Origin of the sequence: Myxococcus sp. RHSTA-1-4 (assembly GCF_020037125.1) — a bacterium.
GTDB lineage: Bacteria > Myxococcota > Myxococcia > Myxococcales > Myxococcaceae > Myxococcus.
On sequence record NZ_JAIQDG010000020.1, the window covers coordinates 104,703 to 121,285 of the forward strand.

Below are 16,583 nucleotides of genomic sequence, written 5' to 3' on the forward strand. Positions count from 1 at the left end.
GGCACCGCGCGCAGTCCTTCCTTCACCGCGCGCAGCGCCTCGCCGGGGCCGTGCGTGCCTCGAAGGTCCAGCAGCGCCGGGAAGAAGCGCGTGAACCAGCCCACCGTGCGGGAGACGTCCACGCCCGGGAGCACCTCCTCGCGGCCATGACCCTCCACGTCCACCAGGGCCGCGCTCCGGCCCGTCCAGGCCGCCAGCGCCTGCGCCAGCGCGGTGAGCAGCGGGTCCTGCGGCTGCGTGTGCCACGCCTTCGGCACGTCGTGCAGCAGGGCCTTCGTCTCCTCCGCGTCCAGCGCCACGCGCAGCGTGCGCGCGGTGGCCTCGGTGTTGACGCCGCCGGAGAAGTCCACCGGCAGCCGCGAGGCCTCGGTCCACGGCCGCTCCAGCCACCACGCCCGCTCCGTGGCCAGCTTCTCCGAGCGCGCCAGCGACTCCAGTCCGCGCGCCCACGCCTGGAAGGACGTCGTCTTGGGCGGCAGCCGCACGGCCTCACCCGCCGCGAGCCGCGCGTACGCCGCCGCCAGGTCCTCCAGCAGGATGCGCCACGACACCGCGTCCACCGCGAGGTGGTGCACCGCCAGCATCAGCCGCGCCGGCTGCCCCGCCCCCAGCTCCAGCAGCGCCGCCCGGACGAGCGGGCCCTCCAGCCGCAGCGACTGCTGCATGGCCGCGGCCCGCCGCTCCAGTTCCTCCCCCTTCGCATCCCCGGACACGGTGGACAGGTCCACGCGCTCCAGCATCACCGGCGCGCCAGGTGCCTCGGACGCCTGATGCCAACCGTCCTCCGCCCGGGCGAAGCGCAGGCGGAGCGCGTCATGGTGCTCCACCACGTGCGCCAGCGCCCGCTCCAGCAGCGCCGGTTCCAACGCGGCCCGGGCCTCGAGCAGCAGCGACATGTTCCAGTGGTGCGGCTCCTCCAGCCCCAGCTCGAAGAACCAGCGCTGGATGGGCGTGAGCGCCACCGGCCCCACCACGGGGCCCTGCTCGGCCTGCACGGCGAGCCGCGTCCCCGCCACCGTCGCCAGCCGGGCAACCGTGGGGTTCTGGAAGAGCTGCTTCGGTGACAGCTCGATGCCCGCCGCCCGGGCCCGGGTGATGATCTGCAGGCCCAGGATGGAGTCGCCGCCCAGCTCGAAGAAGTCATCGTGGACGCCCACGCGCTCCACGTTGAGCACCTCGCGCCAGATGGCGGCGAGCGTCTCCTCCACCTCCGTGCGCGGAGCCACGGCCGGAGCGCCCTGGGCTTCCGCCGCCTGCCGCTCCGGCGCGGGGAGCGCGCGAGTGTCCACCTTGCCGTGCCGGGTGCGAGGCAGCGCGTCCAGCGTCACGAACGCCGCGGGCACCATGTACGGCGGGAGGCGGGACAGCAGCCACGCCTTCAGCTCCGTGGCGGCCAGGGCACCTTCCCGCGCCTGCACCACGTAGGCGACGAGCCGCTTCGGACCCTTTCCGTCCTCCCTCGCCACCACCGCGGCCTCCTTCACCGCGGGGTTCGCGAGCAGCGCCACCTCCACCTCTCCCGGCTCGATGCGGAAGCCGCGCACCTTCACCTGCGCGTCCGCGCGGCCCAGGAACTCCAGCGTCCCATCCGCGCGCCAGCGGGCCAGGTCTCCCGTGCGGTACATCCTCGCGCCGAGCCGGCCGTCGAACGGGTCCGCCACGAAGCGCTCGGCGGTGAGCACCGGCTGTCCCAGGTAGCCGCGCGCCACGCCCGCGCCACCCACGTACGCCTCGCCCGGAGCACCGGGGGGCGCCAGCCTCCGTCGTGCGTCCAGCAGGTACACCCGGGCCCCGGGCACCGCGCGGCCGATGGGCACACTGCCCTGCTCGTCCGGCCGCACGCGGTGCACCGTGCTCCAGATGGTGGCCTCCGTGGGGCCGTACTCGTTGAACAGCGGCACCGAGGGCAGCGCCTCGTGGTGCGCTCGGGCCAGCTCCAGCGGGCACGCCTCGCCGCCCACGCTCACGGCGCGCAGACCGGACAGGCCGCCCACCGGCGCCGCCGCGAGCACCTGCCCGTAGAGCGCCGGCACGGAGATGACGTGCGTGACGCCCGCCCTCGCCATCAACTCCGCGAGCTTCCGCGGGTCCTCGCGCTCCTCCACGTCCGGGTAGCGCAGCGTGCCGCCCTCGAAGAGCGACCAGAGCAGGCCCGCCAGCGAGGCGTCGAAGGTGAACGGCGCCAGCGAGAGCACGACGCCGGGCGCGCCGTACACCTCACGCCGGGCCCGCGTCGCGGAGACGAGCTGCCGGTGTTCCAGCACCACACCCCGGGGCCGGCCGGTGGACCCGGAGGTGTAGACGATGCACGCCGCGTGGTGTGCCTCGGGTCCTCGTGGAGCTTCGCCCTCCACGCCGGACAGCGACTCCAGCGGCACCACCGCCGTGCCCTGGCGCGAAGGCACGCGCGCACGCCACGCTTCCGACGTGACGACCGCGAGCGCCCGCGTGTCCTCCAGGATGCCGGAGAGCCGCTCCGCCGGGTGCTCCACGTCCAGCACCACCGCCGCCGCTCCCGCGCGCATGACGCCGAGCATTCCCGCCACCACGTCCGCGGGCTGCACCAGCGCGAGCGCCACCACCGTGTCCCGTCCCACACCCAGGCCCGCCAGGTGCCGGGCCAGCCGCGCCGACAGCGCGTCCACCTCGCGATAGGTGAGCTTCCGGGTGCCGTCCTCCACCGCCACCGCATCCGGAGTCCGTGCCACCTGCGCCGCGAAGCGCATGGGCACCGTGTCGACGGCGAGCAACTCGGGCGCGGGGGGCGGATTCCATTCCAGCAGGAGCCGCTGGCGCTCGTCGTCGGACAGCAGGGAGAGCCGCGACAGCCGGCGCTCTGGAGCCGCGGCCACCTCCTCCAGCAGGCGCAGCAGGTGCCCCGACAAGCGGGAGATGGTGTCCGCGTCGAAGAGGTCGGTGTTGTACTCGATGCCGCCCGTCAGGCCCTCGCGCGTTTCAACGAGGTCCAGCGTGAGGTCCAGCTTGGTGGCGCCCGTGTGCACCAGCCGGCTGCGGATGTGCACACCGGCCAGGGCCAGCTCGGGCGCGGGCGTGTTGTGCAGCACCAGCATCGTCTGAAAGATGGGCGTGTGGCTCAGGTCACGGGCCACGTGCAGCGCGTCCACCAGCTTCTCGAACGGCACCTCCTGGTGCGCGAAGCCCCCCAGCGCCGAGCGGCGCACGCGGCCGAGCAACTCCGTGAAGGTCGGGTCACCCGACAGGTCCGCGCGCAGGGCGATGGAGTTGATGAAGCAGCCGATGAGCGGTTCGATCTCCGGCCGGTTGCGGCCCGCCACCGGCGTGCCCACCGCGAAGTCCTCCTGCCCGGAGTACACGTGCAGCAGCGACTGCCACGCCGCCATCAGCACCATGAAGGGCGTGGCGCCCTCGCGCCGTCCCACCGTGGCCAGGGCCTCCGCCAGCTCCCTCGGGACGACGAAGGGCAGCCGCGCTCCCGGGTACGTCTGCACCGGAGGCCGGGGCCGGTCCGTGGGCAGCCGCAGCACGGGCACGTCCGCCAGCACGTCGCGCCACCAGCCCTGCTCGGCCTTCAGCTCGGGGCCGCGCATCCACTCCTGCTGCCAGACCGAATAGTCCGCGTACTGCACGGGCAGCGCGGGCAACGGCGACGGCTGGCCTTCCATGAAGGCGCCGTACAGCCGCGCCAGCTCGTGCATCATCACTCCGGCGGACCAGCCGTCGGAGATGATGTGGTGCAGCGCGAGCAGCAGGACGTGTTCGGTGCCGCTGACACGCAGCAGCGCCGCGCGCAGCAGCGGGCCCGCCTTCAAATCAAAGGGACGGCGAGCCTCTTCACGGGCCCAGCGGGCGACGTCGTCCTCACTGGCGCCCTCCGACACGGCCAGGACGATGGGCACCTCCAGCGACGGCGCGATGAGCTGCACCGCGCCCGAGTCGGACATGGCGAAGGTGGTCCGGAGAATCTCGTGCCGGCGCACCACCTCGTTGAGGGCCCGCTCCAGCGCGGCCGCGTCGAGCGCGCCGGTGAGGATGAGCGTGACCGCGTTGTTGTAGGCGACGTTCCCCGGCTCCAGGTGGTCCAGGTACCAGAGCCGCTGCTGCGCGAAGGACAGCGGCAGCGGCTTGTCGCGCGGTACTCGGGGAATGGGCGGCGGGCCCTCGGCCTTCTTCGCCGAGGCCCCTGGAGTCGCCGCGGCCTTCGGCGGCCGGGGGCGGCGCGCCGGCACGGGCAGCGGAGCCAACAACTCCAATGAGCCGTCCAGGCGACGCCGGGCACGGCGTCCCGTCACGAGCCTGCGCTCCCCCTCCTCCGCGGCCTGCAGCACCCGGAGCGAAGTGGAGCCCGTCGAGTTCCAGAAGCCACGCGGGACACCCGCGCCCGCCACGGCCAGCTCGCCGACCACCCCCGGAGGCACCGGCCGGCCCCGAGCATCCACCACATCCCAGGAGACCTCCCGCGGCCACGCGGTTGCATCGGAAGGCATCCACGCCCCGAGCCCCGCGTCGCGATGCACGACCTCGGCCGGCAGCGAGCGAGCCAGCGAGGCCGCGGCCTCCGCCGTCGCGCCCTCCAGCAGCACGCGCCGTACGGAGCGCAGGGCCTCGGCCGCGCCGGGCAACTCCGCCAGCGCACGGGCAAGCGTCGCGGTGCAGTGCAGTTGCGTGGCGCCCGAGTCCCGGACCAGCGCCAGCAACGACTCCGCCGCGCCGGGGCCTTCCTCGAGCGTTGTCACGGGCACGGGTGCCGCGGGCTCCGGCGAATACCGGCCGCGCAGCGCGTCCAGGTGGCTCAGGCCTTCCAGCGTCGCCTCCACCTCCACGCCGAAGTCCACGAGGCAGGCGACCTCGTCCACGTCGAGCCCGCGCACCCGCTCCACCACGGGGCCACAGGAGTCCGGCGTGCCGAAGAGGCCGCCGTCCTCCAGGTAGCGCTCAATCCCATGCTCCAGCAGTGCGTCCACATCGGCGGGCGTCAGCGAGCGCGGGTCCATCTTCAGGCCCTGGCTCGCCACGAAGCCCGCGAGGATGTCCACCGAGCTGCGGAAGTAGTTGAGCAGCGGCTGGCGCACGCGCTGGCGCACCTCGGCGGGGTCCGCGCCGAGGTACGTGTGCATCATGAGGCTCACGTGGCCCCGCCCCGCGTGCCCGTGCTGCCGCCACGCCTCGCGGTACAGCGCCACCTTCCCCGCCAGCTCTCCCAGGTGCTGGCCCATCAGGTTGGTGAGCACGTACGCGCCCAGCTCGCCCGCGAGACGGAAGGTCTCCGGATTGCCCGCCGCGGTGAGCCAGATGGGCAGCACCTTCTGCACGGGGCGAGGCCGCAGGGACAGCTCCACCTCATCCCCCGCGCCGTTGCGCCGGCGCACCGAACCTCCGCGCCACAGCGACCGCACCTCCTCCAGGCCGCGGAGCATGACCTCCTTGCGGCGCGCGTACCGGTCCGGCGCGAAGACGAAGTCGTTGGCGTGCCAGCCCGAGGCGAACGACACACCCACACGGCCGTCGGAGAGGTTGTCCAGCACGGACCACTCCTCCGCCACGAGGATGGGGTCGTGCAGCGGAAGCACCACGCTGCCCGCGCGGATGCCCACTCGCTCCGTCACCGAGGCCACGCCCGCACCCACCACCGCCGGCCTCGGGTACAGGCCGCCGAAGGCATGGAAGTGCCGCTCCGGCGTCCACACCGCGGAGAAGCCATTCGCGTCCGCGAACTTCGCCGCCTCCAGCAGCAGGCGGTACTTGCGCCCACCGAGCGAGTCCTCGTCGTTGGCGAAGAACGACAGGCTGAAGTCAGGGCCGCGACGCGAGGCGCCGCCGCCCGTCGAGAGCAGGTGGAAGCGGGCCCGCTCGGCAGGCAGCACCACGCGCTGGCCGCGAGTCAGGGCCCACAGCAACTCCAGGCCGGAGCCCGGCGTGTGCGTCTCCTCCGCCGCGAGCCACACGCCGCCCGCCGGGTCTCCACTCGCATCCAGGCGGCGGAACAGGTCCGCCACCGTACGGTGCGTGTGCACCGCGCGGAGCCGGTCTCCCGAGGGGCCGGCCATCGGCTCCAGGCACACCATCGTCTCCGCCGACACGTTCACCGGGCGGTTCCGCTCGCGGGGCTCCACGCTCCGCGCGACACGGCGTAACGGCTCCGCGAGGGCTCCCACTGACGACAGTCCCCCCACAGCGGCATTGCCCGGCTGAGCCGGCCCGAGCGCGTCAGCGCCCTTCCCATCCTCCGCGAGCAACGTGTCCACATGCAGGACGCGCGACGCGTCGAGCGCCACGCTCGTCCGCACACGCGAATGGGTCAGCAGCAGCGGCGGTGGTCCGCCCTCGTGAGCCAGCGTGGCCAACTCGCGGAGCTGAGGCACGGACAGCAGCACGTACGCACCGCCCGCCTCCAGCACCGCCCACAGCGCCGCCACGCGTTCCACGGACGGCTCCAGGCACACGGCCACCAGCACCTCGGGGCCCACGCCCCGGTCCACCAGCTCCGCAGCGAGCCGACGTGCCTTCCCGTGCAGCTCGCCCCAGGCGACACCTCTGCCGCCCGCCGTGAGGGCCACGGCCCCGGCATCCCTCGTGGCCTGCGTCTCCAACAATGACGCCACCGGCACCGGCGCGGGCTCCGCGCTTCGCTCAGCCGGGGCGGCGACGCGCTCCGAACCGGACTCCAGCGGCAACGCGGAGAGGCGCTGTTCCGGGTCCGCCACCGCCGCCGCGAGCAGCGCGTTCCAGTGCGCCACCAGCCGCTCCATCGTCTCCGGCGCGAAGCGCTCCTCCGCGTAGTCCAGCGTGCCGGAGAAGCCCCCCTCGTCCTCGCCCATGGACACGGACAGGGACGACAGCACGGCACCGAACTGCGCCGGCCCGTCCTGGACGTCCACCAGGCTCATGCTCAGCCCCGGCAGCTCCAGGTGCGGCGCGAAGCGGCTGTGCAGCACGAACAGCGTGTCGAATACACGCTCGCGGCCTGGGTCCTTCGCGGGCTCGATTTCCCGCACGAGGTGCTCATAGGGCACGTCCGGATGCGCATATGCCTCCAGCACCACGTCCCGCACACGCCCGAGCAGCTCGCGGAACGTCGGGTCCCCGGACAGGTCCGTGCGCAGCGGCACCGCGTGTGCCACGTAGCCGATGACCGGCTCCAGCTCCGGACGGCTCCGGTTCCCGATGGGAGTCCCCACCACCAGGTCGTCGCGCCCCGCCCAGCGCGCCAGCAGCGCCTTCCACGAGGCCAGCATCACCATGAACGCGGTGACGCCCTCGCGCTGTGCCAGCGCGTGGACCGCGTCCGTCATCGCTCGGGAGAAGCCCACGTTCCGCCGGAGGGCACTCAGCGCGGGCCCGTCTCCGCGCGGACGGTCCACCGGCAGGTCCAGCGCTCCGGGCAGCGACACCAAGCGCTCGCGCCAGGCGGCCACCTGCGAGGAGAACGCGCCCAGCTCCAGCGCCTTCCGCTGCCAGGCCGCGTAGTCCGCGTACTGCACCGCCAGCTCGGGCAGGGGCGACGACTGGCCCTGCTGGAGCGCACCATAGAGCGTCCCCAACTCCCGCCCGAGCACCACCATGGACCACGTGTCACTCACCACGTGGTGCACCGTGACGACGAGCAGGTGCTCGTCCGCCGCCACCCGCAGCAGCCGCGCGCGCACCACCGGCCCACGTTCGAGGTCGAACGGCCGCGCCGTCTCCTCGTGCACCCGCCTGCGCCACTCCGCCTCACACTCCTCGGGGGTGGCACCCGTCACCGGCTCCGCCGTCAGCGGCAGCTTCAGCTCGGGAGCAATGCGCAGCACCGTCCGCCCATCCACGCGCGGGTACGACGTGCGCAGCGACTCGTGGCGGCGCGTCACGGCCTCCAGGCTCCGCTCCAGCAGCGCGATGTCCAGCGTGCCGCGCATCCGCAGCACCATGGACATGTTCAGCGCGGGGTTGCCCGGCAGCGCCTGCTCCAGGGCGATGACGCGCTCCTGCACCACGGACAGCGGCAGCACCCCGTCACGCGGGATGCGCACCAGGGGCGGCAGCGCGGCCTCCGTGCCCTCCGCTCCCGCCGTGCCCAGCCGCGCCTGGATGCGCGCCGCCACGCCGGCCACGGTGGGCGCCTCGAACAAGTCACTCAGCGGGAGCTGGACCGGGAAGGCTTCTCGCAGCCGCGTCAGCATCTGCGCGGCCATCAGCGAGTTGCCCCCCAGCTCCAGGAAGTCGTCGTGGATGCCGAAGTCCGCGCGGCCCAGCCGCTCGCGCCAGATCTCCAGCACCTTGCGCTCCACGTCCGTACGCGGCGCGGCCTTGTCCGGCGGCGTCTCCACCTGGGGCGCGGCGACGGGGGCCTGCTCTCCGTGGTGGACCGTCGCGCTCTGGAGCACGGCGGCCGCGGTGGCCGCTGTTGGAACCGGGATGCGCGTGGGCACGTCGAGGCCGAAGGGCTGGCGCTCGAAGGGGTACGTGGGCAGCGACAGCCGGCGGCGCTGCTCGTGTGCGTAGACGTCCCGCCAGCGCACCTCCAGGCCCTGCTCCCACAGCGCGCCCAGCGCTTCGTTGAGCGCGGCATGCTCCCCCGGCTTCGCGCCCGCGCGCGGCAGCGAGGGCACCGCCCGTCCCGGATGCCCACGCAGCCCCAGCCGGGCCAGCGCCGTGAGCGCCTGGTCCGGCCCCACCTCCAGGAACACCGTGCACCCGTCCGCCTTCAGCGCGTCCAGCCCATCTCCGAAACGCACCGGCGCGCGCATCTGCCGCGCCCAGTACGCCGGGTCGGTCGCCTCCTCCGCTCGAATCCACGTGCCGGTGACGCTCGATACGTAGGGCACCTGGGGCGCCGACAGCCGCAGGCCCGACACCACCCGCTTCAGCTCCTCCATCAGCGGCTCCACCGCCGCCGAGTGGAACGCGTGCCCCGCCGGCAGCCGCAACACGCCCAGGCCGCGCGACTCCAGCTCGCGCTCCAGCGCCTCCACCTCCGATGTGGGCCCGGACACCACGCACCGCTCCGGCCCGTTCACCGCCGCCAGCGACAGCCCGCCCGAAAGCAGCGGGCGCACCACCTCCTCCGCGCCGCCCACCGCCGTCATGCTTCCCGGAGGCATCCGCGCCATCAGCCGCCCGCGCGCCGCCACCAGCGCCAGCGCGTCCTCCAGCGGCATCACCCCCGCGAGGCACGCCGCCGCGTACTCACCGAAGCTGTGCCCCAGCAGGGCATACGGCTTCACGCCATACGCCTCCCACAGCCGGGCCAACGCGTACTCCACGCAGAACAGCGCCGGCAGCGCGAAGCGCGGGTCCGCCAGCGTCTCGCGAGCCGCCTCCTCCGCGCCCGGTGCCGGCAGCAGCACCCCACGCAGCGCCGTCTCCAGTTGCGGCCCCAACCCCATCAGGCACGCGTCCAGCGCCTCACGGAAGGCGGGCTCCGCGGCGTACAGCTCGCGCCCCATCCCCACGGACTGCGCGCCCTGCCCCGGCAGGAGGAAGGCCACGCGCCGCTCCCTCGCCGCCGCGACGTCCTCCAGCACCCGCGCCTTGCCGGGAGCCCGCAGCCGCGCCAGCAACTCCGCCCGGTCCTTCGCCACCACCGCGCGCCGGTGCTCGAAGGCACGGCGCCCCACGTTGCGCGTGAAGGCCACGTCCGCCAGCGCCACGTCCGCGGGCGCGCGCTCCAGCCAGTCCGCGAGCCGCCGCGCCGTCGCCTCCAGCGCGCCCGCCGTGCGGGCCGACAGCGTCACCACCTGCGTGGGCCGGGCGCTCGGAGCGGGGGGCGGAGACAGCGGCGCCTCCTCCAGCACCGCGTGCGCGTTGGTGCCACCGATGCCGAACGAGCTGACGCCCGCGCGCCGGGGCACCTCGCCCCGAGGCCACGGCCGCCGCTCGCTCACGACGAAGAACGGGCTGTTCGCGAAGTCGATGGCCGGGTTGGGACGCTCGAAGTTCAGGCTGGGCGGCAGCTCTTCATGGTGCAGCGCCAGGGCGGCCTTCATCAGCCCCGCCAGGCCCGCCGCCGTGTCCAGGTGGCCGATGTTCGTCTTCACCGAGCCCAGGCCGCAGTAGCCCTTCCGGTCCGTCTGCTTCCGGTACGCGCGCGTGAGTGCCGCCACCTCGATGGGGTCACCCAGCGCGGTGCCCGTGCCGTGCGCCTCCACGTAGCCGATGTCCCCCGCCTCCAGCCCCGCGTACGCCAGCGCCTCGCCGATGACGTCCGCCTGCCCCTCCACGCTGGGCGCCGTGTAGCCCACCTTGAGGCCACCGTCGTTGTTGAGCGCGGAGCCCCGGATGACGGCGTACACGTGGTCCCCGTCCCGCAGCGCGTCCTCCAGCGGCTTGAGCACCACCGCCGCCACGCCGTTGCCCGGCACCGTGCCCGCCGCCTTCGCGTCGAACGCGCGGCAGTGCCCGTCCGGGGAGAGAATCATCCCATCCTGGAAGAGGTAGCCCGTGCGCTGCGGCAGCGACAGCCGCACCGCCCCGGCGAGCGCCATGTCGGACTGGCGCAGCAGCAGGCTCTGGCAGGCCATGTGGACGGCGACCAGGCCCGTGGAGCACGCGGTGTACACGGCCATGCTCTCGCCGCGCAGCCGCAGCTTGAAGGACGCCTTCGTCGCCAGGTTCTCACCGGTGGTGCCCAGCAACTCGAAGAGCGAGGCCGGGTCCAGCTTCCCCTGTCCCAGCAGCGACAGCGTGTGCAGCGACGGCCCCGCGCCCGCGTAGAGGGCAATCTTCCCCGTGTACCGCTCCGGGTCATACGCGGCGTCCTCGAGCGCGGCCCAGGCGCACTCCAGGAACGCGCGCTGCTGTGGGTCCATCCACTTCGCCTCGCGCGGCGGCACGTCGAAGAAGCCGGCGTCGAAGGACTCGCCCTCCTCCAGCACGGCGGCCGCGGGCACGAAGTCGGGATGCGCGCGCACGGACTCGGGCACCAGGGGCGAGGCCTCCAGCGCCTCGGCCTTCAGGCGGGAAATGGACTCCACGCCCTCGACCAGGTTGCGCCAGAAGGCCCGCATGTCCGCGGCGCCCGGGAAGCGCCCGGCCATTCCGATGATGGCGATGTCGTTGCCGCTCACGCCCGTTGTCTCGTCCTGGTGGTCAGCCATGGCCTCGGGTGTTCCTTCCGCGACGCTGGAGGACCTGCTTGCGGGCCTCCGCGCGCTCCTGGTGCTTCGCGTCCTCGGCCTCCGGCTTCACCTCGGAGGACAGCCTCCGGGCGAGCGCGTGGACCGTGGGATGCTCGAAGAAGTGGGTGATGGGGACGTCCCGGCCGAGCGACTCGCGCAGCCGCGAGCACGCCCGCACCGCGCCCAGCGAGCTGCCGCCCAGGTCGTCGAAGAAGTGGGCGTGGACGCCGACCGAGGAATGCCCCAGGGCCTCCGCCCAGGCCCGGGCAATCGTCTCCTCCAGTGGCGTGCGGGGCGCGCCGTCCGGAGCCGCGGTGCGTGTGGGAGGCGGCAGCGCGCGCGAGTCCACCTTCCCGCTGGCCATCAGCGGCAGCGTGTCCAGCGGGACGATGTCCGCGGGCACCAGGTGCTCGGGTAGCCGCGCGCGCAGCAGGGCCTTCACCTCGCCCGGAGCGAGCGGCTCGTTGGAGGGCGGCACCACGTACGCCACCAGCCTCGGCTCACCGCCCGCCGGAGGCCGCCACACGATGACATGGGCCTGCCGCATCCCGGCCCATTCGCGGAGGGCGGCTTCCACCTCTCCCGGCTCGATGCGGAAGCCTCTCAGCTTCACCTGCGCATCCGCGCGGCCCGCGAAGTCCAGCCGCCCATCCGGCCGCCAGCGCACCACGTCGCCCGTGCGGTACAGCCGGGCGCCCGGCTCGCCACCGTACGGGTCCGGCACGAAGCGCTCGGCCGTGAGGTCCGCCCGGCCCAGGTAACCACGCGCCACGGACGGGCCTCCCACGTACAGCTCCCCCGCCACGCCCACGGGAACGGGGCGCATCGACGCGTCCAGCACGTACACGTCCACGTGGGGCAGCGGCCGGCCGATGGGAGGCGGGCCTGCTTCGCCGGGCGAGCACCGCTCCCAGGTGGCGCAGACCGTCACCTCGGTGGGGCCGTACGCGTTGAGGAAGGTGCGGCCCGGCGCGAAGCGGGCCACGAGGTCCGCCGGGCACGCCTCGCCCGCGGACATGAGCGTCGTCAGGTCCGGCAGCGGCGCCTCGGGCAGGAGCGTGGAGACGGAGGGTGGCAGCGTCACCGCGGTGATGCGCTGCTCGCGAAGCACACGGAGCAAGGCGTCTCCCGCGAGCAGCTCACCCGGCGGCGGCAGGTGCAGCGAGGCACCGGAGGTGAGCCCCTGGACGTACTCGGCCACCGAGGCATCGAAGGAAGGTGACGAGAACTGGAGCACCCGCGCGCCCGGCCCCAGGGCCAGTCCCGTCACCATCGCCTCGGACAGATGACTCGCGCCCCGGTGTGTCACCACCACGCCCTTCGGCCGCCCGGTGCTGCCGGAGGTGTAGATGACGTACGCGGCGCAGTCCGGCGAAGGCACGGCCACGCCCTGCATCGGTGCTTCAGTGCTCACGCCCGGAGCGCCGTGCTCCTCCCAGCGCAGGGGCTCCACGCCCTCGGGGAGGGACAGGCGCTGCAGCAGCCGCCCGTGGGCCAGCAACACGCGCGCGCCCGCGTCGGCCAGCGTCCACGCCACGCGCTCGGGCGGATGGGCCGGCTCGAACGGAACCACCGTTCCGCCCGCCTTCAGCACGGCGAGGAAGGCCACCACCGCCTCCGGCCCGCCCCGCTCCAGCAACGTGCCGACGCGAACCTCGGGCCCCACGCCATGACGCCTCAGCCGCGTGGCGAGCCTCCCGGCCCACGACTCCAGCTCCCGGTACGTCCATTGCGACGCGCCGGCGACGAGCGCCACCGCGTCCGGCGTCCGCTCCACCCAGGCCTCGAAGCGACGGTGAAGGCCCGGCGCCTCCGGGCCCGAGGCCACGCGGACGGCGTCCTTCCGCCGCCCCAGGTCCAGCAGCGCGCGCTGCTCCGCGGCGTCCAGCAGGGGCAGGTCCACCAGCGGAACGTCCGGAGTGGCCGACGCGACCCCCAGCATGGCGCGCAGGTGCCGGGCCATGCGGGCGGCGGCGTCCGCATCGAAGAGGTCCGCGCAGTACTCCAGGCTGGCCGAGAAGCCGCCGTCCACCTCGGCCATCATCAGCGTGAGGTCGAACGCCGACGCGCGGTGTCCCAGGGGAACGGACTCGATTTCCAGCGCCCCCAGGCGGACCCGCGCGCCCGGCTCCCCCAGGGCGAACGCGCCCAGCGGCTCGCGCCCGGGCCGGCCGGATTGCAGGGCGAACATCGCCTGGAAGACGGGCGCGCTGGACGGGTCTCTCCGGGGCTGGAGCCGCTCGACGAGCCGGGCGAAGGGCAGCTCCTGGTGCTCCAGCGCCTCCAGCACGGTGCCGCGCACCTGGGCCAGCAACCCGGAGAAGGTCAGCGCGCGAGGCAGGCGGGCGCGCAGGGCCACGGGGTTGACGAAGTAGCCCACCTGCCGGGACAGGTCCGCTCGCATGCGGCCCGCGGTGGGCGTGCCCACGACGAGGTCGTCCTGCCCGGTGTAGCGGCGCAGGAAGGCGAGGTACCCGGCCAGCAGCGTCATGAAGGGCGTGGCGCCATGCGCATGCGCCAGGGCCTTCAGGCGCGCGGCCGTCTCCGGCGCCACGCGGAAGGACACGGTGGCGCCGCGGAACGACTGGAGCCGGGGGCGAGGCCGTGACGTGGGCAGCTCCAGCACCGGAAGCTCACCGCCCAGCCGCTCTCGCCACCAGGCATGGAGCGCCTCGCCCCGAGCGCCGGTGTACCGCGCCTGCATTGCCTGGAGGATGGAGGGGGCCGGAGGCGGAGGCGGGAGCAGCGCCGCGGGCGAGCCCTGGACCTCCGCGGTGTAGAGCGCGCCCAGCTCCTCGGCGAGCACCTCCAGCGACCAGAAGTCGGTGACGAGGTGGTGAAGGACGAGCAGCAGCACCGGCCCACCCGGCGCCCCGGTGAACAAGCGCGCGCGAACCAGGGGCCCACGCTCCAGGTCGAACGGACGATGCGCCTCGGCGTCGAGCCGCCCACCCAGCGCCTCGGCCGTCAGCGTGGAGGCCTCCTCCAGCTCCAGCGAGGGCGCGGAGGCGGCGGGACGCAGCGCGGGCTCGCCTCGCTCCTCGGGGAACGCGGAGGCCAGGGCCGGGTGACGGCTCACGATGACCGGGAACACACGCGCGAGCACGGCGGCATCGACGGGCGAGGAGAACCGCACCGCGCGGGCCACATGGTACGCCGTGCTCCCGGGGGCCATCCGCTGAAGGAACCACAGCGCCCGCTGCCCATCGGACACGAACGTCGCCGCGCCCTCGGGCGTACCGGCGGAAGGGAGCCCCGCCTCGTCCCGCGGCGCCGCGCCGCGCTTGCGCGCCACCCACTCCGTCACCTCCCGCAGGCTCGGCCCCTGGAGCAGCAGCGCGGGAGGCAGCGACACGCGCAGCCCCTCCTCCACGGCGTGCAGCACCTCCAGCGCGCGCAGCGAGTCCAGACCGTAGTGGGTGAGCGGCGCTTCCACGTCCAGCGTGCGCGCGTCCACGTTGAGCAGCCGTGCCACACGTGACGCGAGCCAGGGGAGCACCTCCCCCTGCTCGTGCACGGGCGCCGACGTGCTGGCATCCCCGGCACGTGCGTCCCCTGACTCCCGCTGATGCGCCGCCAGCTCATGGGCCACGGACGTGAGCGCCATCGACGCATCCGCCGCCCCCTCCCGCCACTCCCGCACCACGTCCAGCGCCCCCGACAGGAACGCCTCGCGGCACGCGCGCCGCTGCACCTTGCCGCTGGACGTCTTCGGCAGCGAGCCCGCGGCGATGAGCACCACCGCGTGCGCGGCCACGCCATGCTCCTCGGCCAGCGCCGCGCGGATGCGCGAGAGCACCGCGTCCACTTCATCCGCGGCCTTCGCGGAAAGCTCCTGCACGAGCGTGAGGCGCTCCTCGCCCGCCACCTCCACGGCGAACGCGGCGCCACAACCGGGGCGCAGGCCCGGGTGGCAGCGCTCCACGGTCAGCTCCAGGTCCTGCGGGTAGTGGTTGCGCCCGCGCAGCACCAGCACGTCCTTCAGCCGCCCGGTGACGAACACCTCGCCACCGTCGAGCACGCCCAGGTCTCCGGTGCGCAGGAACGGGCCCTCGCCCGAGCCCGCCAGCCGCCCATGGAACGCCCGCTCCGTCTCCTCGGGCCGCTGCCAGTACCCGTCCGCCACGCTGAGCCCGCGCACCCAGAGCTCCCCCACCCGCCCCGGACCACACGGCACTCCCGTCTCCGGGTCCACCACCCGCAGCTCCTGCCCACCCAGCGCCGCGCCACACCCCACCAGCACCGCCTCCGCGGCACCGGCCTCCGGTGCCCGCGCCTCACCGTGCCGCAGGCCCTCACGTGAGAACCGCCGCACCACCGGCGCCGCCACACGGGCTCCGCCGGTGACGATGAGCGTCCCCTCCGCCAGCCCGTAGCAGGGGTAGAACGCCTCGCGCCGGAAGCCCGCCGGAGCGAAGGCGTCCGCGAAGCGCTCCAGCGTCTCCGCGCGCACCGGCTCCGCGCCGCAGAACGCCACCTCCCAGCGGCTCAAGTCCAGCGCGGCCCGCTCCTGCGGCGTGCTCTTGCGCACGCACAGGTCGAACGCGAAGTTGGGCCCGCCGCTCACCGTCCCCCCGAACCGGGACACCGCCTCCAGCCACCGCAGGGGCCGCTGGAGGAAGGACAGCGGCGGCATCAGCACCGTGGGCACGTCCCGGAACAGCGGCTGGAGGATGCCGCCAATCAGCCCCATGTCGTGGTACGGCGGCAGCCAGATGACGCCCACCGGCCCGGGCCCCGCGTCGAACCCGCGCGCGATCAGCGCCGAGTTGTGCAGCAGGTGCCGGTGCCGCAGCACCACGCCGCGCGGCGTCCCGGTGGAGCCGGAGGTGTACTGGAGGAATGCCACCGCGTCGCCACGCAGGCCCGGCGCCCGCCACGCCTCCGCCTCGCTCGCGGGCACCGCGTCCGTCGCCAGCCAGCGCAGCGCGCGCAGGTCCGGAGCGTCCGCCGTGAGCGGCTCCACCATCTCCGCGATGCCGGACGTGGTGAGCGCCACCCGGGCGCCGCAGTCCGCCACCAGCGACTGGAGTCTCGGCAGCGTGCGCCCCAGCCGCATCGGGTCCGGCGGGTACGCCGGCACCGCCACCACCCCCGCGTACAGGCACCCGAGGAAGCCCAGCACGTACTCGCGCCCCGGCGGGTACAGCAGCAGCGCCCGCTCCCCCGGCGCCAGGTGCCGCTGCAGCAGCGCCGCCACCGCCCGCGCTCCGGCGTCCAGTTCCGCGTAGGTGACGGTGCTCTCGCCCTCCTCGTCCAGGAAGGTGAAGATCCGCTCCCCGCCCTGCGCCTCGGCCCGGGCCCGGCAGACCTCCACGAAGGTGGCATCCTCGGGACAGACGAAGGCGGAGGCGGTGTCGGCGCGAGTCGGCAGGTGCATGTCGGAGTCCCGGCGGGGCCTTCCCGATGAGGGCGTCAACCGTAACGACGTGACGCGCACCCCACCCGGAAACCCAGGGGAACCCGCCACTCCGCTACGCCCGACACCCCCTCGGATTCCCCGCACTC

At 74.2% G+C, this 16,583-nt stretch carries 2 protein-coding genes (1 of these 2 only partly in view); both read right to left on the bottom strand.

What is annotated here, in order from left to right; genetic code table 11:
- Positions 1–11,054, bottom strand: the 5' portion of a protein-coding gene (locus tag K8638_RS25975; RefSeq protein WP_223757313.1) for a non-ribosomal peptide synthetase/type I polyketide synthase. It extends 442 nt beyond the left edge of the window; only the first 11,054 of its 11,496 coding nucleotides appear in the window; the start codon lies at positions 11,052–11,054; its stop codon lies beyond the left edge, outside the window.
- On the bottom strand, positions 11,047–16,455 hold the full coding sequence (locus K8638_RS25980) for a non-ribosomal peptide synthetase (protein ID WP_223757314.1): 5,409 nt from the start codon (positions 16,453–16,455) through the stop codon (positions 11,047–11,049). Before K8638_RS25980 ends, K8638_RS25975 begins: the two co-directional genes overlap by 8 nt.
- Between the last annotated feature and the right edge of the window lie 128 nt (positions 16,456–16,583).

Coding starts and splice junctions, on each gene's coding strand:
- K8638_RS25980 (WP_223757314.1), bottom strand. CDS start 16,455: ATGCACCTGCCGACTCGCGCCGACACCGCCTCCGCCTTCGTCTGTCCC.